Annotated in this window: 24 protein-coding genes, 1 tRNA gene and 1 riboswitch; of the genes, 5 read left to right on the forward strand and 20 right to left on the reverse strand. The window is 46.2% G+C overall.

Annotated features, from left to right (window positions below; genetic code table 11):
* Nucleotides 1–24: 24 nt before the first annotated feature.
* The 9 genes from NZM01_12015 to NZM01_12055 all read right to left on the reverse strand — a co-directional run bounded on the left by NZM01_12015 (nucleotide 25) and on the right by NZM01_12055 (nucleotide 9708).
* On the reverse strand, nucleotides 25–1092 hold the full coding sequence (locus NZM01_12015; protein ID MCS6960759.1) for a hypothetical protein: 1068 nt from the start codon (nucleotides 1090–1092) through the stop codon (nucleotides 25–27).
* Nucleotides 1089–3488 carry a hypothetical protein gene (locus NZM01_12020; protein ID MCS6960760.1) on the reverse strand — a complete coding sequence of 800 codons (2400 nt, stop codon included), beginning with the start codon at nucleotides 3486–3488 and terminating at the stop codon, nucleotides 1089–1091. Before NZM01_12020 ends, NZM01_12015 begins: the two co-directional genes overlap by 4 nt.
* A gap of 86 nt (nucleotides 3489–3574) precedes the next feature.
* Nucleotides 3575–4345, reverse strand: a complete 771-nt coding sequence (locus tag NZM01_12025) for a hypothetical protein (GenBank protein MCS6960761.1) — start codon at nucleotides 4343–4345, stop codon at nucleotides 3575–3577.
* A gap of 3 nt (nucleotides 4346–4348) precedes the next feature.
* A complete protein-coding gene (locus tag NZM01_12030) occupies nucleotides 4349–4717 on the reverse strand; it encodes a DUF4087 domain-containing protein (protein ID MCS6960762.1) in 369 nt (122 codons plus the stop codon).
* Complete coding sequence (gene tal, locus NZM01_12035) at nucleotides 4714–5838, reverse strand: transaldolase (protein MCS6960763.1); 1125 nt, start codon at nucleotides 5836–5838, stop codon at nucleotides 4714–4716. Before tal ends, NZM01_12030 begins: the two co-directional genes overlap by 4 nt.
* A 70-nt stretch (nucleotides 5839–5908) precedes the next feature.
* A complete protein-coding gene (locus NZM01_12040) occupies nucleotides 5909–7090 on the reverse strand; it encodes a nitrite/sulfite reductase (GenBank protein MCS6960764.1) in 1182 nt (393 codons plus the stop codon).
* Nucleotides 7087–8127: a cobalamin biosynthesis protein CobW gene (gene cobW, locus NZM01_12045; protein ID MCS6960765.1), complete on the reverse strand. Its 1041-nt coding sequence runs from the start codon at nucleotides 8125–8127 to the stop codon at nucleotides 7087–7089. Before cobW ends, NZM01_12040 begins: the two co-directional genes overlap by 4 nt.
* A 14-nt stretch (nucleotides 8128–8141) precedes the next feature.
* On the reverse strand, nucleotides 8142–8756 hold the full coding sequence (locus tag NZM01_12050; protein ID MCS6960766.1) for a HupE/UreJ family protein: 615 nt from the start codon (nucleotides 8754–8756) through the stop codon (nucleotides 8142–8144).
* Between the two features lie 14 nt (nucleotides 8757–8770).
* Nucleotides 8771–8927: riboswitch (cobalamin riboswitch) on the reverse strand.
* Nucleotides 8928–8931: 4 nt separating this feature from the next.
* A complete protein-coding gene (locus NZM01_12055) occupies nucleotides 8932–9708 on the reverse strand; it encodes a DUF2993 domain-containing protein (GenBank protein MCS6960767.1) in 777 nt (258 codons plus the stop codon).
* A 106-nt stretch (nucleotides 9709–9814) separates the two neighbouring features.
* On the opposite strand from NZM01_12055, the gene NZM01_12060 reads away from it, so the two are divergent.
* Complete coding sequence (locus NZM01_12060) at nucleotides 9815–10468, forward strand: DUF1997 domain-containing protein (protein ID MCS6960768.1); 654 nt, start codon at nucleotides 9815–9817, stop codon at nucleotides 10466–10468.
* Here the strand turns inward: NZM01_12060 and NZM01_12065 are convergent.
* The 3 genes from NZM01_12065 to NZM01_12075 are packed head-to-tail and all read right to left on the reverse strand — an operon-like array spanning nucleotide 10422 to nucleotide 12952.
* Nucleotides 10422–12014: a serine/threonine-protein kinase gene (locus NZM01_12065; protein MCS6960769.1), complete on the reverse strand. Its 1593-nt coding sequence runs from the start codon at nucleotides 12012–12014 to the stop codon at nucleotides 10422–10424. The two genes, NZM01_12060 and NZM01_12065, sit on opposite strands and share 47 nt — an antisense overlap.
* 47 nt (nucleotides 12015–12061) lie before the next feature.
* Entirely contained in the window at nucleotides 12062–12799 is a 738-nt protein-coding gene (locus NZM01_12070; GenBank protein ID MCS6960770.1) for a Ycf66 family protein, read from the reverse strand.
* A 30-nt stretch (nucleotides 12800–12829) separates the two neighbouring features.
* Nucleotides 12830–12952, reverse strand: coding sequence for a photosystem II reaction center X protein (locus NZM01_12075; GenBank protein ID MCS6960771.1), 123 nt, complete (start codon nucleotides 12950–12952; stop codon nucleotides 12830–12832).
* A 115-nt stretch (nucleotides 12953–13067) separates the two neighbouring features.
* On the opposite strand from NZM01_12075, the gene NZM01_12080 reads away from it, so the two are divergent.
* Entirely contained in the window at nucleotides 13068–14528 is a 1461-nt protein-coding gene (locus tag NZM01_12080) for a serine/threonine protein kinase (protein MCS6960772.1), read from the forward strand.
* 571 nt (nucleotides 14529–15099) lie between these two features.
* On the opposite strand, the gene NZM01_12085 is transcribed toward NZM01_12080, so the two are convergent.
* The 3 genes from NZM01_12085 to NZM01_12095 all read right to left on the reverse strand — a co-directional run bounded on the left by NZM01_12085 (nucleotide 15100) and on the right by NZM01_12095 (nucleotide 16663).
* Nucleotides 15100–15173, reverse strand: a tRNA-Pro gene (locus NZM01_12085).
* Nucleotides 15174–15192: 19 nt separating this feature from the next.
* On the reverse strand, nucleotides 15193–16215 hold the full coding sequence (gene csaB, locus NZM01_12090; protein MCS6960773.1) for a polysaccharide pyruvyl transferase CsaB: 1023 nt from the start codon (nucleotides 16213–16215) through the stop codon (nucleotides 15193–15195).
* A complete protein-coding gene (locus tag NZM01_12095) occupies nucleotides 16208–16663 on the reverse strand; it encodes a CRR6 family NdhI maturation factor (GenBank protein ID MCS6960774.1) in 456 nt (151 codons plus the stop codon). The genes csaB and NZM01_12095 overlap by 8 nt, the downstream gene beginning before the upstream one ends.
* Before the next feature lie 120 nt (nucleotides 16664–16783).
* On the opposite strand from NZM01_12095, the gene gap reads away from it, so the two are divergent.
* A complete protein-coding gene (gene gap / locus NZM01_12100) occupies nucleotides 16784–17809 on the forward strand; it encodes a type I glyceraldehyde-3-phosphate dehydrogenase (GenBank protein MCS6960775.1) in 1026 nt (341 codons plus the stop codon).
* Here gap and NZM01_12105 read toward each other — a convergent pair whose 3' ends face one another.
* Nucleotides 17810–18220, reverse strand: a complete 411-nt coding sequence (locus NZM01_12105; GenBank protein MCS6960776.1) for a DUF4168 domain-containing protein — start codon at nucleotides 18218–18220, stop codon at nucleotides 17810–17812.
* Nucleotides 18221–18316: 96 nt separating this feature from the next.
* On the opposite strand from NZM01_12105, the gene NZM01_12110 reads away from it, so the two are divergent.
* Together NZM01_12110 and NZM01_12115 are read left to right on the forward strand one after the other, a co-directional pair.
* Complete coding sequence (locus tag NZM01_12110; GenBank protein ID MCS6960777.1) at nucleotides 18317–19009, forward strand: PIN domain-containing protein; 693 nt, start codon at nucleotides 18317–18319, stop codon at nucleotides 19007–19009.
* Nucleotides 19006–20661: a GAF domain-containing protein gene (locus NZM01_12115; protein MCS6960778.1), complete on the forward strand. Its 1656-nt coding sequence runs from the start codon at nucleotides 19006–19008 to the stop codon at nucleotides 20659–20661. Before NZM01_12110 ends, NZM01_12115 begins: the two co-directional genes overlap by 4 nt.
* Here NZM01_12115 and NZM01_12120 read toward each other — a convergent pair.
* From NZM01_12120 to dnaJ, 4 genes are all read right to left on the reverse strand, one after another.
* A complete protein-coding gene (locus tag NZM01_12120; GenBank protein MCS6960779.1) occupies nucleotides 20655–22094 on the reverse strand; it encodes a phosphoglucomutase/phosphomannomutase family protein in 1440 nt (479 codons plus the stop codon). The genes NZM01_12115 and NZM01_12120 overlap by 7 nt on opposite strands.
* Nucleotides 22095–22637: 543 nt before the next feature.
* Nucleotides 22638–23060, reverse strand: a complete 423-nt coding sequence (locus tag NZM01_12125) for a hypothetical protein (protein MCS6960780.1) — start codon at nucleotides 23058–23060, stop codon at nucleotides 22638–22640.
* 45 nt (nucleotides 23061–23105) lie between these two features.
* Entirely contained in the window at nucleotides 23106–23495 is a 390-nt protein-coding gene (locus NZM01_12130) for a hypothetical protein (protein MCS6960781.1), read from the reverse strand.
* An 833-nt stretch (nucleotides 23496–24328) separates the two neighbouring features.
* A complete protein-coding gene (gene dnaJ, locus NZM01_12135) occupies nucleotides 24329–25444 on the reverse strand; it encodes a molecular chaperone DnaJ (GenBank protein ID MCS6960782.1) in 1116 nt (371 codons plus the stop codon).
* Nucleotides 25445–25507 lie beyond the last annotated feature (63 nt).

Here is a 25507-nt window from a genome sequence, read left to right on the forward strand (position 1 = left end):
GCAATAACCACAAGTGCTACTACCTCATCTCTTCTTTGTGAGTAGATGAAGAAAATAAAGTAATGTGCCCAACCATCCCAATTCTTTTTGTAAGTATTGCCTGAGACTGGGACGATGGCGATAATCTTGGAAGTCTTTAATATATTCCTCTAAACTTCTCACTCCCACTAAATTTGCTCTAGCTTCATGTAATAGCGCTCTAGTCTGCCTCGCTTCCTCTAACAAATTTTTAATATCAGTGATGGTTGCTTTTCCGCCCAACTCTTCCGCAATTTGTCTTAAATCCTGGAGTATTGATACTACTTCCTGTTGTACGCGTTTAACATTGCTAACTACTTCATCGGAAATCTGTAAGATAGCTAATTTTTTGTTCTCCAGCTCCTCGCGTATTAATTCTGCTTGTTCAATACCATTTACCAAACCAGAGAACGCTGAATCTATTGATAATTTTAACGCCCTAGCATCTACTAATAGTGACTCTACGGAGTCCAACATCGATAACTGTAAAAGGCAATTGCTAACTCGATCTTGTACATTGGCGATCGTGCCTGCCAAATCATTGACCTGCCCTATATCTTGGGCTAATTTGTCTGCCATCTGATTGAAATGATACACCTGTTCTCTTATACTACTAATGCTTGCTGCCAATTGTGATTGTTTTTCCTGAAACCCCTGGTACCAGAGTTGATATTGTTCCTGCAGAGCATTGAGAGACTGCTTTGTGTAATCAAATGATTGATTAAATTCCTTCAATTTCTTTTCACTCTCAATTGCTTGCTGACTGTGAAACAAAGTTCGCTGAAGTATGTCATTCAATCTATCTAATAATTCCTCGCTTATGTCAAGCCTCTGCAGGTACTCTATCATCTCTTGAAATTTACCTAGCTCCCTGGTCACATCGGCATAGAAGTTTTTAAACTCTTGCATTTGGGATTGACATTGGTGCATCTGAGTCAGCAGTTCTCTCACAGTCTCAAAACTTTTTGCTTCTGCTATCATCCTTTGAGCAGAATCCATCATCTGATGAACTTTATCAACTAATAAATTCAACTCCTCTGCAATATTGTAATCAGAGGGATAATGGTTGCTCATTTGACTACCTCCAGTTTAGACATTGCCAATTTAATTAGCAGAGACGGAAGGGGGGAAAAATCATTAACGATTAGGTCACTAAGTTCACCAAAGGGATAGGATTTGGGAAATTGACCTGTCACCCTAGACCTAATACATTGTGCTCTGTACGGAAATCCTTTCTTCTCTAATTGTTTAGCAATCATATTCACCATACGACCGTATTCTTGACTGTACTGTAGCCTAATTGGTGTCAGTACAGCGAAAGCTTCCTCTGACCTGTGCATAGCTAATAGTAGCAGGTAACTAAGGGCTGTTTTGCTATAGGTTGTTATATCATCAACTTGCTCCAATAACTTTAACTCCTTTTCTAAAAATTGAGTAGGTTGGCTTCTCAGTCTGTCAATCAGGTATTCTTCCAAATCATCCATCTGATTGGTTTCTGGTTTGGCAATTAATAGTGTTTCATACATGTCCCAATAGAGCAAAGGATGCCTCTGATCTAAGCCTTTTTTGATGGTTGATGCTACTGCCCTAAAGTCTTTAAGTACATCCTCAGAATTACCTAACTCTGATACCCAAGTGGCTAACATATCTAAATCGGTTTCTTCTAGCCGCTTCACTTCGCAGGCTGAGAAAGTTTCTCTACCCACTCTCTCAATTTCTGCTGTGGTAGCTATTATTAATAATCTGTTCCTTGCCCTTGTTGCTAATGTGTACCATTGGTTGGCTTCAATTAGAGAGGGATTGCCATTACCAGTAAAGATGCCCCAGCCAATACAAGTATCAAACTCTCTGCCTTTGGCATCTAGGATACTGAGAAAATCAATTCCTAATAACTGCCCTAATTCACTGGGTATATTATCACCATGGGTATAAATGACTGAGATAGTGCTGAGTAAGTGTACTCTGAGATATCGATCGCGGTTTGTTTCACTGCTAGTGAATGTTTTTACTTTTTGGCTCACCTGTGCTAAGAATTGATGACAATCTGCGAGAGAATGTACTTCTAAGACACGTACTTTTTCACCTTCTTCTACTGCAGAGTCAGGGTCAGCTGGGGGAGGAAGGTGCCGATCATTGTTTCTTCTAACCTGTCGATCGGCAAATGCATGTAGTGCCTTAGCAAACTCAAGGATTCTTTTTGTATTGCGGTGATTGTACTGTAATGACAAAGTTTTGCACAGATGCAGTGCTCCCCAATCAAAGTCAACTGGTATGACACGCTGGTTAATATCTCCTAGTAAGAGCAGTACTACGTATCTGTAAGCGGATACTCTTTTCAACATGTTAATGATACATTTTAGCTCAAATATCAAGTAATCCTGTGCCTCATCAATTATGAATAATAGGGGTCTGTCGCCTACTAAATTTACTTCCGCACAAATTGCTTGTAACCCTTCTACCCATGACTTCTTTCCCTGTAGGTAGTTGGGGTCATTAAAAGCAATTAGTCTAAGCAATTCAATTCTTCGAGCATAGTTAGCATAAACTGTATCAAACAGATTACATTGCGCTTCATCTCTAGTTTGAATGAAGGCACGATAAAGTAGCAAGTCTTCCAGGGAAAGTGGTACGAGTTCCTGGAAATGTTGGCGATAAGCAAGTTTTTCCAGTCCCTGTCTTTCTTCTTCATCTGTTGCTATTTGAGCCATTTTTGAGGGGGACACAGTACCTAGCCAATCTCTTAGTGTACCGATAAAGAAATTAGGATCATTAGGGGAAAGTATTGCTTTAATCGTCTTGATGCAGTCATAGTTATTGATTTCCTCTACTAGCGATTGGGGCACAATAAATATGACCTCCCACCCCCGCTCCCAAAATCCAGCTGCTGTGAGGGTACCACCTACTGTTTTACCTCCTCCAGGGGAACTTTGTAATAATAAAACTTTGAATTTATCTCCTGGAGTAAAGCTAGATTTTAGTATCTGTGTACCAATAGCTTGTTGTTCAGGAGTAAGTACAGGATTGTATAGATATTCACCTAATATAAACCTCTGCCATACATCAACATCTTCATTGATACTGATACCTTCGTAAGTAGCTAGATTATCTATTCTCTTTGGTAAATCCCTCGCATCTTCATCACTAGCTTCCTCTAGGCTTAGAACCTCCCCATCCTCTGCACTATAGCCATCATAAATACCAACATAGGTCTGTTCGTTCCTGAGTCGAACATCTAACCACAGAATTTTGGTATTTTCTTTTACGTCTATTAAGTGAAAAAATAACCTTAGTCTCCCTTTCCGTAATCGATAGAGCTTGGTATAGTTAGCTAGGAGTCGTGTGTTTGACCATAATCTTTGTTTATCTCTACTATCCATTTTCAACTGCTTCAGTAACTCGAATACAGTTGCTTGGTATTCTCTAGTTAATCTTTGTAGTGCCCTAATAAAATGTCTAGTAAATCTAAACATGGGTGCTTACAATCCTAGCTGATTAATGTCGATTATAGTGAAGCATTACCTACTAGTGTGTCCGTTTAATAACTTTTAATAGAACTTTACGCAGACTTAAAGAACCTAATAATTTCTCTTACATGTTCCAAAAATTGACTGTCTACTGTCAGTTGGGATATGGCTTGCTTTGATTCTTGCCGCACTCGATCGATTTCTTGGGTATGTAAAATTTCCATGCGTTCTAATTTGTCGTTGATCAGAATCAGTTGGCGGCGAGTTTCTTCCATGAATTCCTGTTGTTTGACTACCCAAGCATCAGGATTTTCCTGATTAAATTCTCTTTGTAATCCCCCCACAATCTGTTCTAATTGACTCAGGCGATAACGCAGCTCAACTACATCCTCTCTGGGATAGCGCACCCGCTGACCAATTTCTGTTAAACGCTGAGTAAGATATTCGTAGGCACTCACGATCGGTCGCAAAAATGTCAGCAACAATGCCCCACCTGCTCCCCAGTAACCAAGTTGACCACCGCCATAACGGGCAATCAAATAAAAAAACAGAGCTGAGATGAAGTGCAAAGACAGAGCGATCGCTAGAGAACGACCTACCCAAGCGCGAGCAAACTCTAGTTGTTGACTGTCTAAATAGATACCCCTTTGACGGGAACCTTCTGCATCATTGACAATCTGTTTGGCGAGGAAATGAATATTCCAGGGTACAGTTACTACTAACAATAGCCAGCCAAAGATTGCTCCCCCTGTTAACCAGTCCTGCACCGACCCGATCGGTATATGTAACCATTGGGTAACAGCGACAATAAGCAGGGCAACCAGAGCAATTGTTAGACCAATCGATAATAAGTTATTCACCATAAACTAAAGGGGTCGTGGTAAATCAGGGTCTTCCAGGCATTGTTTGAGAGATTGTTGTCGAAAGTTACGGATAGAGGTGATCCGCCATGTGGTGTCAAATCTCGTAGTTGTGACATCCATACAGGCACAGGTGTAGCCATAGTTGCGCTTAGTGTAGACAAAATCCCTCTCGCTAGTAATGCGTATATTCTCTACTCCTCTGGCGTTGAAACCATTGGGACGGGCAATTTCCCAGGTGGCTAAACGATCGGTTAAGTACCACTCCCCCAGACTGGGGTTTTCCAGCCAGCCGCAGCGCCGCTCGATCGGTTGGGCAAAAAGGGGGGCAATCCCCCCCACCAGCAAAACGGTAACTAGGAGTTGAACTTTCACGCTGCTACTTGTAGTTGATTAACTTTTTCTGTCAGGGAGTTCATGAGGGAGGTGAAAGGTTGGACAAATTTGTCAATCCCCTCTACCTGTAACTCGTACATGACTTGATCAAGATTGATGCCCAGGTCTGTTAGCTCTTGTAACACTTTTTGGGCTTCATCTAACCCCATCTCAATCCGAGTTTCCACATCACAGTGGTCAATGCAAGCAGCAATTGTTTCAGGAGGCATTGTGTTAACAGTGTTCTCTCCGACCAAGTTGTCAACGTACATGACATCACTATAGGCAGGGTTTTTGGTGCTGGTGCTTGCCCACAGCAGCCGTTGTTCCTGTGCTCCCTTAGCCTTGAGCGCTTGCCAACGATCCGTGGCGTAGAGTTGTTTGTACTTCTGATAAGCCATCTTGGCATTGGCAATAGCCGCCTTACCCTTGAGGGATTGTATCTTTTGTGGGTCAACATTGGTCAGCTTGTCCAACATGGCATCAATTTTGGTGTCAATGCGACTGAGAAAGAAGCTGGCAACAGAGGCAATGCGATCGATTGGCTCTCCTTTCTCCACTCTCTTCTCCAGACCTGCCATGTAAGCTAGAGCAGTCTCTTCATAGTCTTTCACAGAAAATAGAAGAGTCACATTGACGGGAACACCTGTGGCAATGACCTCCGTGGTGGCTTTCAAGCCTGCGGCTGTGCCAGGAATTTTGATCATCACATTGGGACGATCGATCGTTTGCCAAAATCTTACTGCTTCGGCGATTGTCCCTTCCGTGTCGTGGGCGAGATGGGGGGAAACTTCAATGGAAACATAACCATCCTTGCCATTGGTTGCCTCATAAACGGGACGGAGAATGTCAGCAGCATCGCGGATGTCCTGGAATGCTAGGGTTTCATAGATTTCCGTTACTGTCTTTCCTGCTTTGATAGCAGCAAGGATAGCATCATCATAGATGGCGTTCCCCGCAATGGCTTTCTGAAAGATGGCAGGATTAGAAGTAATGCCTCTAATTCCCTGATTCTGCACCATGTCTGCTAAAGCTCCAGACTGAATGATGTTGCGGCTGAGGTTATCCATCCACACACTTTGACCATGTTCCTCAATTTCAAGGAGATGATTTTTTGCCATAGTTCTTTCCCACCCAACAATTGCTTATGTTAAATCTAGCCCCCTTCTCTAGGGTGATTCTTTAGACTCTCTACAGAAACTTTTTAATATTTGTTAACAACTCCCCCGCTGGACATTCCCCCACAAGTTGGTTTTGGTAGTACAGATGGTAATAGTCAGGTTTATAACCGATCGCCAACCAATCACAGGAACTGTCATAGGCACAGAGTTTAGAACAACCGCTCAAATGAATTCTGAGGGAGTGATCTGATAGAGCCTCTTGTAGTTCTTGGGCATCCTTTTGGGTGTCTGTAAAACTAACGCTACAGTATTTACCAGCACAGACAGTAATCTGTAGGGGTGGGGGAGAGAGGGAAAAATGTAAATGACTGAGAGTTTGACAACAGGCAGTGGCACAACTGTGATGGACGAAAGGCAAAATGAGATTGCGCCAGGGAGTGAAACGCACTTCGGGAATCTGATAGTGATTACAGACTGTAATTAACTGCTCTAGTTGTACTGCTGATAAACGACCAAAGGGCAGAAAGATACCAATGTAGTAATAATCTTTGTCTTTCTGGGGATAAATACCGATGTGTTGAGTAGGCAGGGGTAAATGGTTGCGAGAAACTGGCATTGTTTGCTGCCATATACCAGCGATACTTTGAGTTTTCATCATCTCTAGGAAGCGGGGTTGTTTGCCTGTAAGATGGGTAAATTCTAAATACAGTGAGGTCAATTGGTCTAGTAAGTTAATCACTTCCCCATAACTGACTGTCAATCCTTGATTGCCGTTGATGATTATCTGACAGTAATTCCCATCGATCGCGCTAACGAGAATGTCATTGGTCAGAGATTTGATAGATAAAGCCTCTCCCCCGTCAAATCCAATACTAAATTTAGCAGAGAGTTTTTGCCATTCTCTTCTCTTACTCAAATACTCCTCCCATTCTTTAGCTAGCGGTGAAAGGTCAATTACTGCCTGCCGATCAATGCCACAAGTGGGGCTTAACATAATATTACGGAGATGATCTGTGTCTTGGTCACCAATGAGACCGACAGCTTGTAGTTCTTCGATGACAGTAATAGCAGTGAGAGAAGCCGATCGGTATTGCAGATTCCCCCGTCTGGAAATTTCTATCTCTCCCTCCTGCACCCAGGTTCTTATCTTGCGCAATTGATCAAGTGTAACTCTACCGCCCACCAACCGTAGACGATAGAGCCAACCCCCTTTAGTGGGGATCGGTTGCCACATGGAAGGACAGGCACTCATGCTTCTAAGTAGGTTTTGATATTTCCCAAAGTCAGATTCCTACCAATGAAAACTAAACGGGTCAGACGCTTTTCCCCCTCTTGCCATAAACGATCGTAAGTCAGTTCAATCCGATCGGCTACCCCCTGAATCACACCCCGCATGGGCTTGCTGGTGACATGGACAAATCCCTTGATACGATAGACTTCTAGTTGTTTGTTAATCTCTTTTAGTTTAGGGACTATCTCTGTTGGCAGGAAAGACCGATCGGATTCATAGTAAACGGAGTTGATGTCTTCATCGTGTTCGTGGTCTTCGTCGTTGTCATGATGACTGGGGCGGTTAGCGAGGTCTTCTTCTACGGCACTATTGAATCCTAAAATAATTTCTGGGTCAATTTTGCCCTGCTGACAAGGCAGTACCCTTACCCCGGGACGTAATTCTGTCTTTAACCAGTCTGCTACCTTCTGTTGTTGAACACGATCGATTAAATCTGTCTTTGTCATCAGCACCAAGTCAGCGCAGGCTAGCTGGTCTTCTAGTAGTTCTTCCAGGGGAGTTTCATGGCTAATACTGGGGTCATTATCCCTTTGGGCTTGCAGAGCTGCTAAATCCCCAACAAACTTGCCCTGGGCAAGGGCTTCCCCGTCTACAACTGTGACAACGCCATCCACGGTAAAACTATGACGAATTTCCTGCCAGCGGAACGCCTGTACCAAAGGTTTGGGCAGAGCTAATCCTGATGTTTCAATTAAAATGTGATCAATTTGTTCTCTTCTTTTTGCTAGTTCCTGCATGGTGGGCAAAAACTCTTCCTGTACTGTGCAGCACAGACAACCGTTGGTCAACTCTACAATGTTGGGTGTAACTTCTTTGCCCTCTTCATCACAAACACGACAGGACTGTAATAGCTCTCCATCAATACCAACTTCACCAAATTCGTTCACCAGAACAGCAATCCTACGACCACGATTGTTTTGCAGTTGTTCACGGATTAAAGTGGTTTTGCCACTGCCCAAAAAACCAGTAATAACAGTCACTGGAATCTTCGCTCCCATAATCTATTCTCCTACTAGAAATTGGGTAATAAGTTCTCAATAATTTGCTCAAACAAAAAGGTAATACCAATACCAATGAGGACAAACCCGATCGGTCTGTATTGATCTTTCAACAATCCCCTAGTCAAACCGAACGCTGTCCCACTCACCACAAGCTGAATTGTAGTAAAACCCAGGAGATAGAAAACTAAGGGACTAGTTTCTGCGCCTACAATTGATTCACCGTAGGCATAGCCATGACAAATCCCCGCCACAAATGCCAGGACAGAAAGCAGATATAAATGGGGTTGATGCTTGCTGATAACCGAACTGCTGAATAACAGCAAAAAAATGGTAATTCCTAACTCTAACAGTGGTAATTCTAGCTGCAGTAAATGCAAACCAGTGCCTAGACCCGCTGACAGCAGGAAAACGATCGGTATAACTATTCCCCTGGGCTGCAATGCCCCTAAAATACCCAGGGCAACTACACTGGCAAAGTGATCCAAACCAATAATTGGGTGTACTAGACCAGAAAGAAAACCATCGAAGGCAGTTTGGGGTAAATTCCCCCCTGTCATGTGGTGTGCCCCTGCTGGCAAAATAACTAATGACAAAAGTAGGAAAGACAATAAAAGTCTTAACATCATCTGTACCTCGCAGATTGTTTGTATTTGTTCTTGGCGGGCATCCTGACTGAGAAAGGTGAACTTTCATCACAGTTGCGGGACAGTGCTGGACTCACACCAGGCTTTCCCCGATCGGTAACTCCCGACCTTTAACGGCTGACCCCCGTCAAAACCAAGAATTGTTATCTATATTAGTCTAAGGTAAACGATCGAGTTGAGTAAAGCCGATAAACTGTATCTGTCCCTGGGAAATTTCAAATTTGAGTACCCTAGCCTTGATACCCTGAGCTTCCAACTGCGTTAAATCCAACAAACGGTTAACCCCTCGCACCAGCGTATTGATTAAAATATCGGGAATTTTCATGCCCTCAACATACAGGTCAACGCGGCTGAGTTTAATATTACCGTTGGGTAAAACCTCGATGGCAAGATCAGCAGTAACATCTAAAGGTTTAATCTCTTTTCGGCGGGGACTGAGACTAGCTGTTAATCTGATTCGTCGATCGGACAGGAAGAAAATTTGGGGATTAGTGACATCAATTTCTTCTACACCCAGGCTAGGATTAAAGCTAGAGAAATCCGCCCGAATGCTTTGAAACAATGACCTAATTTGATCTGCTTCTAGGGCCCGATTTATATCCTCTTCCCTGAGTACAACTTTCACTACTGCCCGTAATGGCTCTAACAGTTTGACTTGATTATTACCTAGGTTGATATTAACCCGATCGGTTTCTAGTTCCAACACATCCACCCGCAAAAAAGGAAAGAAATAAACCCCTCGGCTGGCTAGGCGTACCCGATCGATCTTCCCCTGCAAAATTTGATAATTGGGACTACTATCAACCCGCACAGCTAATTCTTCTATGCGCGGCACTTGTTGGCGGATAGCCCCCTCCACTGCCTGGTTCACTAATATTCCAAAGCCACCCCCTAATCCCAACAGGCTAGTGAGGATAATTGCCAATGTTTCCACCGTTAATTGCCTTTACCTAGCCTCATTACTTTAACAAAAAATCTCCCCTCTCCTACTAAATTTTTATGGTAACCTCTTACAGGAGTTTCTGTAATATTTTCCCTCGGTGACCAACCCTGCCAGCCCAACTGAACTAACTCCCCTCACAGTATTTCGCCATGAATTCGTGGGGCAAATGGATTTATTCGCCGATCGTCAGACAGTCATGGACTACCTAGACCGCCATCAGGGTTGGTTTCGCCGCTGTGCCCATCCCTTCAAAGCTGACCCGATCGGAGACAACGGCTATGCGATCGGAGTGGGTAAAATTGGTGCCTTTGGCTTCAAAGTTGACCCTAGGGTGGGGCTACATCTATTGCCCCAAGACCAGGGGGTATATCGCATTTGCACCATTCCCATTCCTGACCAAGAACCCCAGGGCTATGAAGTAGATTTCAAAGCAGAAATGTACCTTAGGGAAGATGTTGTTCCGCCAGAGTATGAAACCGACATTAAAATTATGACTAAGGTGGAATGGCATCTTGTTCTCACTGTCTCCCTGCGCTTTCCCCCCTTTATTCATCGACTACCCCAGGAAACTATCCAATCCACAGGAGATGCCATACTAGCTATGATTGTACGCCGCGTCTCCAACAGCTTAACAAAAAAGGTGCAAGCTGACTTTCACCACAGCCATGACATTAAACTGCCCAAGAAATACAGGTACGACCCCGCTAAAACAGTCGCTTCGATCCGTCCGGGCGAATCGTCGCCCAGTTAGTCTTTGCCATTGCCAGTTGCTCATCCGTCACCCTAGCCGCCTTCAGGTCTGCCCCCTGTAAATTTGCTCCCTTCAAATTGGCATTGGTGAGAAATGCCCCCTTGAGGTTAGCCCCGCTGAGATTTGCCCCACTCAAATTTGCTTTGCCCATGTAAGCGTATTGCAGGTTGGCTTCCCGCAGGTCAGCATTGACGAGATTCGCTCCGCCCAAATCCGCCTTGGTAAGAATAGCCCGCTGCAACTTCGCATGACTGAGGTTTGCCCCCGACAGTTTAGCTTGGGTCATGATGCTCCCTTGAAAACTAGCTCCCGTCAAGTCGGAATGGGAAAAGTCCGTCTCCATCAGCTTGGCGCGACTCATAACAATCCCCTGCAAATTGGCACTAGCAAGGGAAGCCTTAGATAGATCTTGGTTAGCAAAGTTGCGCTTACCATGATTGTATTCCACTATTACCTTGCGCCCGCCCTTCAAATCCTTAGCGGGATTACGCTCCGGTGCCCGCGTGAGCATTCCCTGCCCCCCCAAATCCTGTTGCCGCGTATTTTCTACTGGACTACGAGTAATTCTACCCCGCCCAGGGATAGGCGGACGAGCGGCAGGACTAGTAGTTGGACTACGGGAAATGGAAGGACTGATAGTGGAGGCAGGGGCACTAGCTAGGTCTTTGATTACTTCATCTGCCGTGCGGTAGCGCTGGCTCAGGGACTGCTGCAACATCTTGTCGAAAATTGCCATCATGTCCTCACTCATCTTGACCTGCGCCCGCCAGTTAATTTCCCCTGTGCGGGGATCATGCCCATAGTCCTTTGGTGAACGCCCCGTCATCAGGTATAAACAAGTCATTGCCATGGCATAGATGTCACTGGAATACACCGGCCGCATTGCCATCTGTTCTGGCGGCGCAAACCCTGGCGTGCCAATGGCAAAATTAGTCAGTAAGGCACTGGGGTCTTGTTCCGCCAACTGGGGATTAAGCTGGGTGGAAACCGCGCCAAAGTCAATCAGCACTAGTTTGCCGTCCTGTTTGCGGCGAATAATGTTGGCAGGCTTAATATCGCGGTGAATCACACCGTTTTCATGGATAAATGACAGCGCCGGCAGAATTTCCAGTAATAACTTGCGGATTTCCTCTTGACTGAAGACACCATTGCGCTCCAGTTCCTGCTTAAGGGTTTCTCCCTCTATGTACTCTTGAACTAGGTAGAAATAACCATTTTCCTCAAAGTAGTCCAATAGGCGGGGAATTTGGGGATGATTGCCAATTTTACCAAGGGTGTAGGCTTCCCGTTCGAACAGTTCCCGCGCCATCTTTATCACACTGGGGGACTGGGTACTAGGACGCAATTGCTTTACTACACAGACAGGCTTACCAGGTAGTCCGTAGTCATTGGCTAGAAATGTGGCTCCAAATCCCCCTTTACCCAATGGGCGGCTTGCTACATATCTGCCCCGCAGCCTCAAACTGGCGCCACAGGAGGCACACACATCATCCCGCTCAGGAGGGTTCTGGGGAGAGCTACAGTTGGGATTAACGCAATAACTCACGGTTCTGACTCAATTAACCATAGTCCAAGTCTATTCTAAACCCCAAATTAGTAATCTTCGCGCTCACTTGGATCAATGTCAGGGTAGTCAGTAGACTCAGAGTTGGTAGGACGGGGTCGACGGCGACGGGAAGCACTAGCTTCTATATCTTCATTGTTACTGCTGCGACCAGGCTTAGAACGAGGACGACGGGGAGTAACAGGCTTAATATCCTCATCTAACACGTCAATTATTGAGTTATCATTGCTAGAGCGGGGACGGGCACGGCGACTGCGGCGCGGTTTGGGCGGTTCTACGTCTCCCTCCAGTTCAGAAGGACGGTAGGGACGCATCTGGGGCGGCTGCTTGGTCAGAGGACGGTCGGGAATCTCGTGGGCATAATCGTACTCCTGGTACTCGTAGGGAGGAGCAATAGGCGGTTCCTCTTCCTCGATCGGTTGGTTGATCGCTGCCCGTCGGGCTTGCATAGAAACTGTCTGGCGTAAACTCAAGGTTTCCAGTCCAAACCACCAGCCAAATCCCACCAATAGCATCTGGGCAAACTGGGTTGTTTGGTCCATCTTAAAGTTATAGAACAGAAGCACCAACCCGTAGATAAAGGCTACTGCTGCCAGGAAGATGTCATGGTCGCGGGAGAGTTCCGGTCGCCAGTTACGGATGAAATACAACCCCACTCCGCCCAAAATAGCAGAGATGGCGAGGAAAAGGATCAGCGGATTCCCACCTATGGCGATACCAAATTGCCCACCTGCACCTTGGGCAATTAGGGGAATGTAGTGTAACATGGCAACCTCTCTAGTTATATGTATGGACAACTACTGACTACGGCGCTTGATCTTGTCGTTTTGGCTGACAACAATCAGTGCACCAAAGAGGGTGACTAGTACTACTGCCCCCCAGAATAATCCCCAAAAAAAGTTGATAAGTGAAGGTGTCATAGTTTTTTGTTAAATCCATCTAGGACTATATTATCATCCCCAGATTGTCTTCGCTATATTTTAGCCCCTTCCCCCCTACAGTAAAATGAGGGTAGTGCTGTAATAGCTCCCCCCAATGGATATTTACTGCTCCCGCCCTGGCTGTACGCAACCCCACAATCACTTCCCTGATGTGGACACTACCAGTATAAGGACTACATCTGTAGGTCAGTTATTTTGCCGAACCTGTGATATGCCCCTAATTTTAGATGGGCGCTATGTAATTGAGAAACCTTTGGCCCAGGGGGGCTTTAGTATTACCTATCTGGCCCGGGACCGCCGCACACCAGGAATGAAGCGTTGTGTGGTTAAACAGTTGATTTTACATGGCTACAATGAGGAACAGAAGCGCAAAGCTAAGGAACTATTTGCCAGGGAAGGTGCCATTTTAGAGGAATTGGGTGAACATCCCCAAATACCCGACCTACTAGCTTTTTTTGAATTGGAGGTAGACGGGGAAAGTTTCTTCTACCTGGTGCAGGAATACATAGATGGTGTGACCTTGGAAAGTTTAATCAATGACTTTGGTCCCCTACCTACTAGTGATGTCCTAGATGTCTTGCGCAAATTATTACCAGTGGTGCAGTTCGTCCACGATCGGGGGGCAATCCACCGTGATATTAAACCCGCTAACATAATGGTGCACCGTCAGACGCAGGAATATTATTTGTTAGATTTCGGGGCAGTAAAGCAAATTCGCTCCATCACTGATAGAGGGTTGCACCGATCGACAGCAATTTACACCCCTGGTTATGCCGCACCAGAGCAGATGAGCGGCAGCAGAATTTGTCCCGCTACTGATATTTATGGTTTGGGGGCAACTTGTGTGTTCCTACTAACGGGGAAACATCCGGACGAAATGCTAGATACCGTCACTCAGCGCATACAGTGGCGTGCCCATGCCAGGCGACTAAATACTGGCTTTGCCGATATCATCGATCGGATGGTTGCCCCTAGTTTAGGGGAGCGTTATAGCAGTGCTAATGAAGTTTTGACTGATTTAGAGAAGTTAAATACGCCCAGTGTGTCCCCCCCGGCAGCGGAGTCAATTCCTGCACCAGCACCACAAGGGCCCCAATTCCAACCTGCCGACGATATAGAAATAGAAATACCACCGCCCAAAATTAAAAGCATACCCGCTGAGACTGGTATAAACAAGTTAGCTAAGTCTATCAATCAAATTCCTCTAAGCTCTTTTATTCTCAGTGGATTTAGCTTTGGCTTTCAAATTGGGGCTTGGGGAATTTTACTACTGGCTAAGGGCAGTCAGATTATGGGACCTTTTACGATGTTCCTGTTGGCTGGCATTCTCCTAGGGTTGTTATTTCTGCGAGTGGTAAATATCCTGGATAACAAAGATATGCTAGCTTCTACAGTGGTTACATCTGTCCTGTTCTTGATCCTCAAAGGTATTTTCCGTTTTGCTCAGCCCAAGATCGGCGAATTTCTCGCTGTGTGCCTAATTTGTGGCTTTGGTCTGGTGGCAGCTTTAACTTTGTTTCGCCTGCTGAACCAGATTCTGCGCCGCCTCCTCTAGCTCTCCCCTGGGTCATCCTGCAGGAGCTTGTTGTTTGTGAGGAATGACCACTCAAGGGGATGGGTACAAAATACTCGCCAACCTCGGTTGCAATCTATAGCTATTTCAAATAGGTTTGAGACAGTAGCTTGTGTAATAGTTGCGGACTATCTCATAAAGAAAAGCCATGCTCAATATCATTAATATCTGGTAGATCATCCGTGTTGAGTCTATGAAGAAAACTGACAATAGGCTAGCCCGTTTTAATGCCTTGGAGAACGTGCTGATTCTGGGTTAATACTACTGAACTTTAGATTAGGAATAGGTCAGCCATGGTGTTTATACTTCTGTCGCAATTAGAGTATTCATCTGTAGGCAAACGACGTAAGAAGGAGTTCACAACCTTGGGCATCTGATTTACCACAAGCCATGATTTACATCTTTTTTCCTCTTTTCCAACTATGGTTCAACACTTGTTGAAGAATAAGAATACAGAGGCATCTTATACATGCTTTGCTCAGCCCTGTCTATCAGCACGGCGAATCCTCCTGAGGGCTCAGATGTTGATAGGGGAGTTGACAGACTTTCTCAATCGGGATGACAGGATTTGAACCTGCGACTCCCTCGTCCCGAACGAGGTGCGCTACCAAGCTGCGCTACATCCCGTGCCTTCAATCATACCAGATCACAGACCTTCTAGGAGATGGGAATGAATTAGGGCCCGATCGCTAACTGCTGCAATTTGCGTGGGACTGAGGGCTTCTCCGTTAGCAAAGTGTTCCAGCCAGGCTTGACAGAGATATTGGGGGTCAGTGATTGCCGCAACTGGGCAACCGGGCAACCCAAATTCCTGCATCAGTTGTCTCACCTTGGGGTCATAGTCAATTGCCCAGCATCGATTTGCCTGGGAAAGGGCCATAATTAAACTGTGGAAACGCATACCGATCGTCATCTCCACTCCCGCAAATAGCCCTTTGAGGCTCTGGGGCTTAGCAACAGTCAGGATCGTGCTCTGGGGTATATGCAAGAACTCAGCGATCGCTCTATCCTGGGAGGGCTGGAAAGGAACAAGGAGAATATGGGTATCAGTAGCTTGCTGAAAGTACGTGAGGGCGGTTTTGAGAATGGCTAAACGTTGCTGATTAAGGTCACGGTGGGGACGCACCACCACAGCCACTCGGGGAGCGGGCAATTGCCAGATGGCAGCCGATCGGTCAATGTCTAACGCCCAGACAGGGTCAGGGGCAACCAAAACCTCATAACCCCAACTCCGTAACAATTCAGCGGAGAGATTGTCCCGTACACTAATCCGATCGATGGCTGGGAATACTTGTTGCGTAAACCATCTAGTCAGAGAGTGTTTGAGAGGTCCTAGCCCCTGCGCCCAGGCAATTGTGGTCAAACCCAACTTTTTTGCTAACCACAGCAAGCCACCATAGTAGAAAGGACTGCGCCAACTGCTGACATCTTGCAGGAGACTGCCACCACCCCAGATAAAGACATCCGATCGTTTTAATGTTTGGAAAATTAATCCCCAGTTATAACAGTCAATAGCTTCCACCTGATGCAGTTTTGCTGTAGCCAGGGGAGCAGCAGTAAGCACAATTGGTTCCACATGGGCAGGCAAAAGTTGGAGTAAAGTAGCCAGAAGCGCCTCATCACCCCCATTGCCCCTGCCGTAGTAACCGCAGATAACTGCTCTAGTCATTTAGCAACTGGAAAAATGCTGCATCAATCTCGTAGCCTAGGACTTGTACCATCTGTTGTAGTTTCGTTGTTGCCACTATTCCCCTACCCTTGAGCCAGCGATCGATCGTGCACAACTTGGACATGACGAAAATCTCCAAAGCTTCTGGATAGAATTCAATCCCTTCTGCCTGGGAAAAACGATGGGGAACAAGCATAGCCGTATAGCGCCCTAACTCCTCGCGCCAATCCAAAATATAGGGCAACCAGGGGTAATAGCTATCCAGGCGAATGAACCACAGCCGTACCTCTGGAATTTCGGAGAGTTCACGGGGGTCAGCGGGGTCACGATCGTAGAGCACCTGAAAGCGCAAGGACTGTTGCAATTCCCCTTGGATAAGGGAAGCAATTGTAGAATGGGCACAAGCAAGGTTGAGTTTGACAATGCTAGCGTGGTCAACGGTAATCAAGCCCAGTCCCTACCTTGAACAACAGCACCATCATAACTCTATAACTGGAATAAATTGTAAACGAATGGGGAAATAGGTAGTTTTCTCCTCTATACTCCAGTCAAAATTGGCGAAACAACTATGGCAAAACTCAGAGTGGCAATCAACGGTTTTGGGCGCATCGGCAGACTGGTGATGAGGGCTGGTATTCACAATGACCAGTTAGAATTTGTGGGGATCAATGACTTGGTACCCGCTGACAACCTGGCTTACCTGTTCAAGTACGACTCTACCCACGGTACCTTCAACGGTGCAGTCAGCGCCGAGGGCGAAAATTTAGTCGTTAACGGCACCAAGATTCCCTGCTACGCACTACGCAACCCCAGCGAACTGCCCTGGAAAGATTTGGGGGTAGACTACGTAGTGGAATCGACGGGTTTATTCACAGGCTACGAAGGGGCAAGTCAACATCTACAGGCAGGGGCAAAACGGGTAGTCATTTCAGCCCCCACTAAAGACCCAGACCTGGTACCTACTCTTTTGATGGGAGTAAATCACCAAAAGTTCAATCCTGAAAAAGACACGATCGTCTCTAACGCTAGTTGCACAACCAACTGTTTGGCACCTGTTGCCAAGGTGATTGACGATAATTTTGGCTTGGTAGAGGGGTTAATGACCACTGTCCATGCTATGACTGCTACCCAACCCACGGTAGATGGACCCAGTAAAAAAGACTGGCGGGGTGGCAGAGGTGCTAGCCAAAATATCATTCCTTCTTCCACAGGGGCGGCGAAAGCAGTAGGGCTAGTTCTACCCCACCTCAAGGGTAAATTGACAGGTATGGCTTTCCGCGTCCCCACTCCCGACGTATCTGTGGTTGATTTAACCTTCCGCACGGACAAGGCTACTTCCTACAAGGAAATTTGCCAAAAGATGGCAGAGGCAGCGGCGGGGGAAATGGCTGGCATTCTCGGCTATACCGAGGATGAAGTTGTATCAATGGATTTTCGAGGGGACAGCCGATCGAGTATTTTCGATGCCAAAGCCGGGATTGAACTGAACGCCCACTTCTTCAAAGTAGTTGCCTGGTACGACAATGAGTGGGGCTATTCCCACCGTGTGCTAGACTTGCTCCTGTACATGGCAAAAACTGAGGGGATACTCTAGTCACCGCCGACTTTGCCCTGCCCGCAGTTCCGCTACCTTCTGTTGCAGGCGCTTTTGTAATTCCTTGTCCGTTTGCTGGGAACGAGTAATTAGGTTAAACTCCTGGTTGTCAAAACCGTAGCGCTCGATCGTTTCTTTGGCATGGCGGAACATCTCCTGGCATAGGGCTTGCAATTGTGGCTCTGGGGGCTTGAGGTCACAGATACCTACCCCCTGTTTATCCGCCTGTTGTACAGCACTTTCCCACACAGGCAGTTGTTTTGCCCGCTTGAGAACTTCTTCCCGCTTTTGTTCAATCAGCAGCACCGCCCTGGCATAGTTATCCAACTGGGCTTCTGTAAAAGCCGACCGAACTTGAGCAAATCCTGGCAATGCCAATATCCAGACAATGGAAGACAGCCACCTATTCATGTTTCTGCAGTTACCCTTACCCTTCTTGTACTTTAGACTGCCAGCCCAGGTTTTTGTGCCTTAAAATTGAGGGGAGGGACGCAGTGATTGCTAGTTATGGCACCCCACATACTCATTTTTGACCAAGGCCCGATTACCTCTGGTAACCTGCACTACTGGCAAGCAGTGACGAGACTAGGCACCTGCTACATCCCCCAGGTAGTACTAGACGAATTAAAACGGATGGCAGAGGAAGCCCCTCTAGGGCGAGAGACTACTGCCGAAGCGGCGGCTAAAGAATTCTTGCGCTACTACGAGGGGGGGGGTTGGCAAGTAACGCGGGTAACTAAATCCCACAGTGACCTAACTCCTACCCCAGGGCACAATCTCAGTCGCAAAGCACGCCTGTCCTACACCGTTGCCCAATGTGCCTACGGGATGGCAGAGCAGAATCCTAATGCAGTAGTTATTCTAGTAACAGAAGACCAGGCTTTGATTCGCCGCGTGGGGGCAATTGGTTTACCCAGGCTGGGGGGAACGACGGGCATAGCGGTACGGGAATGGACAAAGAACAACCAGGTACCCGCTTCCCTGGAAAAAATTTTTGCGGGGCTAGAAGTTAAGAAGAGAGCAGCTAGGCCCACACTCTGGTTGAGTAAACTGATAAGTGCTGTTAGCGGAGCCATCCTCTTTTTAGCCCTATTCAGCTACGCTTGGTATTTGCTCAATCCCCGCCAATTTGAGCAGTGGCGTAAAAGTTTAGGTTTACCACCCCTCCCCTTCGCCGAATCACTGAGGAAAATCAAATGACTGACAAAATTGATACTCAGTGCACAGAGATTGCCGCAACCGTAGAGAAGCTGGAAAAGCTCAACGCGATCGGTATTGCCCTCTCTGCTGAACGTCACATTCCCACTCTATTAGAGATGATTTTGCGGGAGCTAAAACAAATGCTGGGGGCAGATGGGGGCACCATCTACATGTTGAAAGATAACCATTTGCATTTCAACACTGTTCTCAACACTTCTCTCAACATCTACCTGGGGGGTGTGAAAGGCAAACCAGTAACCCTACCCCCAATTCCCCTCTATCAAGCCAACGGTGAACCTAATTACACTACAGTAGCTGCTTGTTGCGCTCTTAAAGGGGAGACTATCAATATCCCTGATGCCTACCGCACTGAGGGGTTTGATTTTGCTGGTATGCGGGAATTCGATCGCCTAAACGGCTATCACTCCCAGTCTTTTTTAACTGTGCCGATGAAAAACCACGAAGAAGAAGTAATTGGTGTTGTGCAGTTGATCAATGCCAAAGATGATAGCGGTCAGATCATCCCTTTCTCGCCCTTTGCCCAAAGAATAGCGGAGTCTTTAGCTTCCCAGGCAGCAATTGCTATTACTAATCAACAATTGATTAATGAATTCCGCGAGCTATTTGAGGCATTTATCAAAGTGATTGCAGAGGCGATCGATGAAAAGTCAGAACATACAGGGCAACATTGCCGCCGCGTCCCAGTTTTAACCATGATGTTAGCAGAAGCTGCTTGTAATACGAAAAGCGGTGTCTTCAAAGATTTTACAATGACGGAGGAGGAGTTATACGAATTAAAAATCGCTGGTCTCCTGCATGACTGTGGCAAGGTTACTACTCCCGTCCATGTGATTGAAAAGGCTACAAAGCTACAGACAATCTATGACCGCATTGGCTTAATTGATACCAGATTTGCCGCCCTGAAAAAGGACCTGGAAATAGAACTACTACAAAAAAAGATAGCTGTCCTAGAAGGAAAGGCTGACTATTCTATTGCTGATTTAGAAAAAGAGTATGCAGCAAAGGTAGCACAGTTAGAATCCGATCGGCAATTCCTGCGCCACTGCAACATTGGTAGTGAGTATATGTCAGATGACTTGAAAGAGAGAGTAAAAGCGATCGGTCAATATCAGTGGTGGGACTTTGATGGCAATCAACAGAACTTCCTCACGGAGGATGAAATCTACAATCTCAACATCACCAAAGGGACTCTGACAAAGGAGGAACGAGAGATTATCAACCGTCACATTGTCGTCACAATCAAGATGTTGGAATCTTTACCCTATCCCAAGAATCTGCGGCGGGTACCGGAGTATGCAGGGGGTCACCACGAACGGATGGATGGTAAGGGTTATCCTAGGGGTTTAACGCGGGAACAGATGTCTATTCCCGCCCGCATGATGGGGATTGCTGATATTTTTGAGGCATTGAGCGCCAGCGATCGCCCCTACAAGCCAGGTAAGAAACTATCAGAGTGTTTGCACATTTTGGGTAAGATGAAGTTAGATAATCACATTGACCCTGACTTGTTTGACCTGTTCATTCGTGAAAAGGTTTATCTGAAATATGCCCAGATGTTTCTGCCCCCTGAACAAATTGACGAGGTGGATGAAAGTAAGATACCAGGCTACAATCCCACTATTATTCAGTAATCCACTTTTTCCACCCACTCCCTAATCCACTGGAGAATCTGACGCACTTCTTCTATAGTAGGAGCTTCAGAATAGAGACGCAATAGGGGTTCTGTACCACTAAACCGAATCAAAAGCCAACTATCTCCCTCTAGGCGGAGTTTGAACCCATCGATCGTTTGCACACTCAATACCGATCGGTCGGCTACGCGGTCAGGGCAATGTTTAGCCAAGGTATCAATTAATGTCTGAGGTTGTTTGACTGTGATGTCAATTCGATCATAGGCGCTGTAAAAATTGGCTTTCTCTTGCAGGGCACGGTATAGGCTGGGAATGTCTTTCTCCCTTGTTACAACTGCTTCTAAAACGTATAGGGCAGACAGGAGAGCGTCCCGTTCTGGAATATGATTGCCGTAGCCAATGCCCCCTGACTCCTCACCCCCCAAAAGAGTCAAACCGCCTTTTAGCATCTCTGTCGCAATATACTTAAACCCGATCGCTGTTTCCACCACTGGTAAGTTGTATAACTGGGCAACGCGGGGAATCAAATCCGAACCACTGATAGTCTTGACCACCTGACCCAGTAGCCCATGCTGGCAATGTAAATGCTCGATTAAAACGGGAATCAGAACTTGGGAGCTAAGATAATTTCCCTCTCCATCCACGGCAGCGATGCGGTCACCGTCCCCATCAAAAGCCAGACCAAACACAATCCTATCAGGGTTTTCCCCTTGTAGTTGTTGCACTTGCTGACAAAAATCCCCTAAATACTTGGCGATCGGTTCTGGTGGTACACCGCCAAACAAAGGGTCATGTCTGTTGTTAATTTCTCCTAAACCTGGTAACTCCCCTAAAATTTTGCCCAAACCACCACTTGCCGCACCGTACATGGGATTGACTAACACTTTTACTTTGCCCGATCGAAAGCTCTCTTTGATCTTTTCTAAATCTACCTTTTTCTGCAAGACTGCTGCATAATCTGACCACGGGTCAAAAGTGGTAATAGAGCCACCCGATCGTTTTTCTATCTCTTCTGCTAGGGTTTTCTCCACTTGCTCTGTTACAGATTTAGGTACTGACCCTCCGAAGGCACCCTTGATTTTGAAACCGTTGTACTCTGGCGGATTGTGACTGGCGGTAATTACTACTGCCCCCAGTGCCCGCTGACTGAAAGCCGCCCAACTCATGGCAGGGGTAGAACAATAGTTCTGGGCAAGATAAACTTCATACCCCTGTTCTGCTATTGCCTCTGCCGCACAACGAGCAAACCGATCGGATAAAAACCTACGGTCGTACCCCACCATGATCCGTCTTGTCTCTAGGTGTCCAAAGTTGGCTGCCAGGACTTGTGCTGCTGCCCGCGCTACCCGATCGACATTGGCAAAAGTAAACCGATCGGCGATAATACCCCGCCAGCCATCTGTACCAAACCTGATCCCTTGCTGCTGTACCAATGCCCGAGACTCCTTAACCCCCAGGCTATGATATAACAATCCAGACTAAAATGAGACCCAAAAAATAATCTATCAGTTCTTGCTACCTCCACTTTTAGCTTTGCTACATTTCCATCAAGCGCAACCAGCTGCGATTTACTGATATATCTGTTTGTGGGAAATACATATCTCGATCAGAACTAAAAGCAGCAACAGTCAATGGGATAAGTGCCATTGTCATAATGGAAGTGATCAGTCGGCGTACCACAGATTTACCCTCAACTGTGAACAGTTCCATTGTCAGACCATAATTAACCAACGATCGTTGCTGTAGGACAGAATCTGAACTGACACACAAGAGAGGTCAAGGTAGGAGCGGCAAGTAACTTTTGTCTATCGGAGAGTCTCAAGCGAGTAATGACAAGCGTAAATCAACTAAGTTGACTCTGAATTTCGCAAAAGCTCCCTTGTTGTATCCACCATTTCTATACCCTCTTTCTCCTGAACTGGGCCAGGCGATTCCGATCGTCAGCGTCATCTGCACCTATACCTGGTTGCCTTTCTCTAAACCGTTTTGATACTAGGAATGACACCCAAGACTTTCAAGACTAGACCGACAAAACCAGTTAGGAAAGCCACCAGACCACCACGAACAATGAATTCAAGATTTTCCAGGCGTTTGTCAATACCTTTGACCTTTTCATCTAAACCACTGACATTGGCAGACAGGTCTGATACTCTCTGACTCAGCTCTTTGATTTCTTGCTTAAGCTCGGCATATTGCCTATCCATTTTTTGATCGAGCTTGGCAACGTCCTGCTTGACCTCGGCTCTGAGGTTGGAGATTTCTTGCTTGACTTCAGCTCTGAGGTTAGCAATGTCTTGCTTCAGTTCTAGCTTCAGCTCCGCAAACTGCCGATCGATTTTCTGGTCAAACCGCATCAAAAACTCTTCCAGGGTGTAGGTGATAGTGGGTGACGTGGTCATAGTTTTTCCCTCTCGACTGTGTTATTATAACCGAGACCTCTCTCTCTAAACCGTTTTGATGTTAGGGATGACACCCAAGACTTTCAAAACTAGACCGACAAAGCCAGTCAGGAAGGCTACCAGACCACCACGTACAATGAATTCAAGATTTTCCAGGCGTTTGTCGATACCTTTGACTTTCTCATCCAAACCCTTGACATCAGCTGATAAGCTGGAGACTTTCTGATTCAACTCCTTGATTTCTTGCCTGAGGTCGGAGATTTCCTGCTTGACCTCGGCTCTGAGGTTGGAGATTTCTTGCTTGACTTCAGCCCTGAGGACAGCAATGTCTTGCTTCAGTTCTAACTTCAGCTCCGCAAACTGCCGATCGATTTTCTGGTCAAACCGCATCAAAAACTCTTCCAGGGTGTAGGTGATGGTGGGGGACGTGGTCATAGCTTAGAACCTGAAAATATGCCTAAATTCTGTACTATTTTACCCCGATCGATTTAGACTAGCCAAGGAACTTTTACAATGTAAAGAGCAGATGGTGAATGGTACAGCTATGCAGCTTTTACTTAATTCTCTTTATAAAACAGATTCCCATGATAATTTGATAGAGGAGCTTGAGAGTTTGGCAGGTAGGGATAGGCGAAAACTACGCAGTAGTTTGGTAACATCATATGAACTCTTACTGAAACACAAGTTTGTTGATATGCCAGAGTGTAGGGAGTGAGAGGGCAGGATCGTTCGATTGAAAATTGAGCTAAAAGCTTTGTTAGAGCAGTTCCCTAGTTTGCGTAATTATTTGATCACGCGGCAAAAGAATGCTATAGTGATGTCCTCAAAATTGTCAGGACAGAATACAGGAAATTATTTCCAGATGAAATTCCCCTTGATATGAATAGTCAGTAATTGACTTGCTGGGGGATGACCCCTAAAAATGGCAGTCATAATGATTGAGTTGAGGCTTGTTTTTTCAAACCAGGCAAATACCAAAGTTTGTGTAGTTCCATGACAACCACTTGAGTTAGGCCGGTTCTCTCATGGTGTCGTTAGACAAAATTTTTATTCCATTGAGCAGAGGTTTGCGGACAACAGCATCCATGGGGGTGAGCAAAGCAGTACTGAGCCACATTACAAGTTCTGCATTTGATCAGACAAATCCTTTTTCGACGGGGTAGAAGAGATCACAAAAAAGACAGTAAACTAACTCACTGCCCGAAAAGCAGGCAATGACAATTATAAATATAAAGTTAGTAATTCTCTAGGTTAGAGATTCGGAGTAATCAATGGTTATGGAAAAAGCTGCCTAGGAATCCTTTGTTACTACTACCCTTCTGTCGCTCTAATAACTTCTCAAGTACTTCCCGTTCTTCTTGGGAAATCTTGGTAGGAATTTCTACTTTTACCCGCACCAGGTGATCCCCCCGCGCTACAGGGTTACCCAACTTGGGTACGCCCAGTCCTTCTAGGGTTAAAACTGTGTCTGGTTGAATGCCAGCGGGAATTGTGAGGGGTTTTTTGCCGTCGACGGTATCGATCGTGATTTTATCCCCCAAGATTGCCTGCAGGTAGCTGATTTTAATCTCTGAAATGATGTTAATACCTTCCCTAGTAAAGTGGGGGTCTGATTGCACGAATAGATAGACGTAGAGGTCACCGGGCGGTCCACCCCGTTGTCCGGCATCCCCTTCCCCTGAAACCCGCAGGCGCGTACCGTTGTCTACCCCAGGGGGAATAGTAATTTTTAACTTCTTGGAGACTTGGGTCATCCCTGCTCCATTACAAGCCTCACATTTGTCTTCAATAACCTGCCCCGTACCCCCACAGGTGGGACAGGTAGAAACTTGGGTGAAACTACCAAAGGGAGTACGCGTTGCCCGACGAATTTGCCCCGATCCACCACAGGTAGGACAGGTACGCGGCCTCGTCCCCGGTTTGGCTCCCGTGCCGCCACAGGTGGTACAGGTCTCTAAATGGGTAATGCGAATTTGCTTTTCCCCACCAAAAATGGCTTCGCGGAACTCTAACTTCAGGTCGAAACGTAAGTCATCCCCCCGTGTTGGTCCAGTGCGGCGGCGAGTTTGAGTAGTCCCTGTAGCAAATCCCCCGAAGAAACTCTCAAATATATCGGCGAAACCACCGAGGTCTTCAAAATTGACCCCTACTCCAGCACCTGCTCCCGATACCCCTGCTTCCCCAAACCGATCGTAGCGAGCACGTTTTTCGGGGTCAGAGAGCACTTCGTAGGCATTGTTAATTTCTTGCAGTTTCTCCTTTGCCCCCTCTTCTTTGTTCACGTCGGGGTGATACTTGCGCGCTAACCGCCGATATGCTCTTTTAATTTCCTCCTGGTCAGCGTTGCGGGGAACGTTCAAAATTTCGTAGTAGTCTCGCGCCATAGGAATCTCGCTACATGATGGAATATCGTAAATCCTTGTTAACCATATTAACAGGTAGGGCTT

It is taken from the genome of Pseudanabaenaceae cyanobacterium SKYG29, from assembly GCA_025055675.1.
GTDB lineage: Bacteria > Cyanobacteriota > Cyanobacteriia > Pseudanabaenales > Pseudanabaenaceae > M5B4.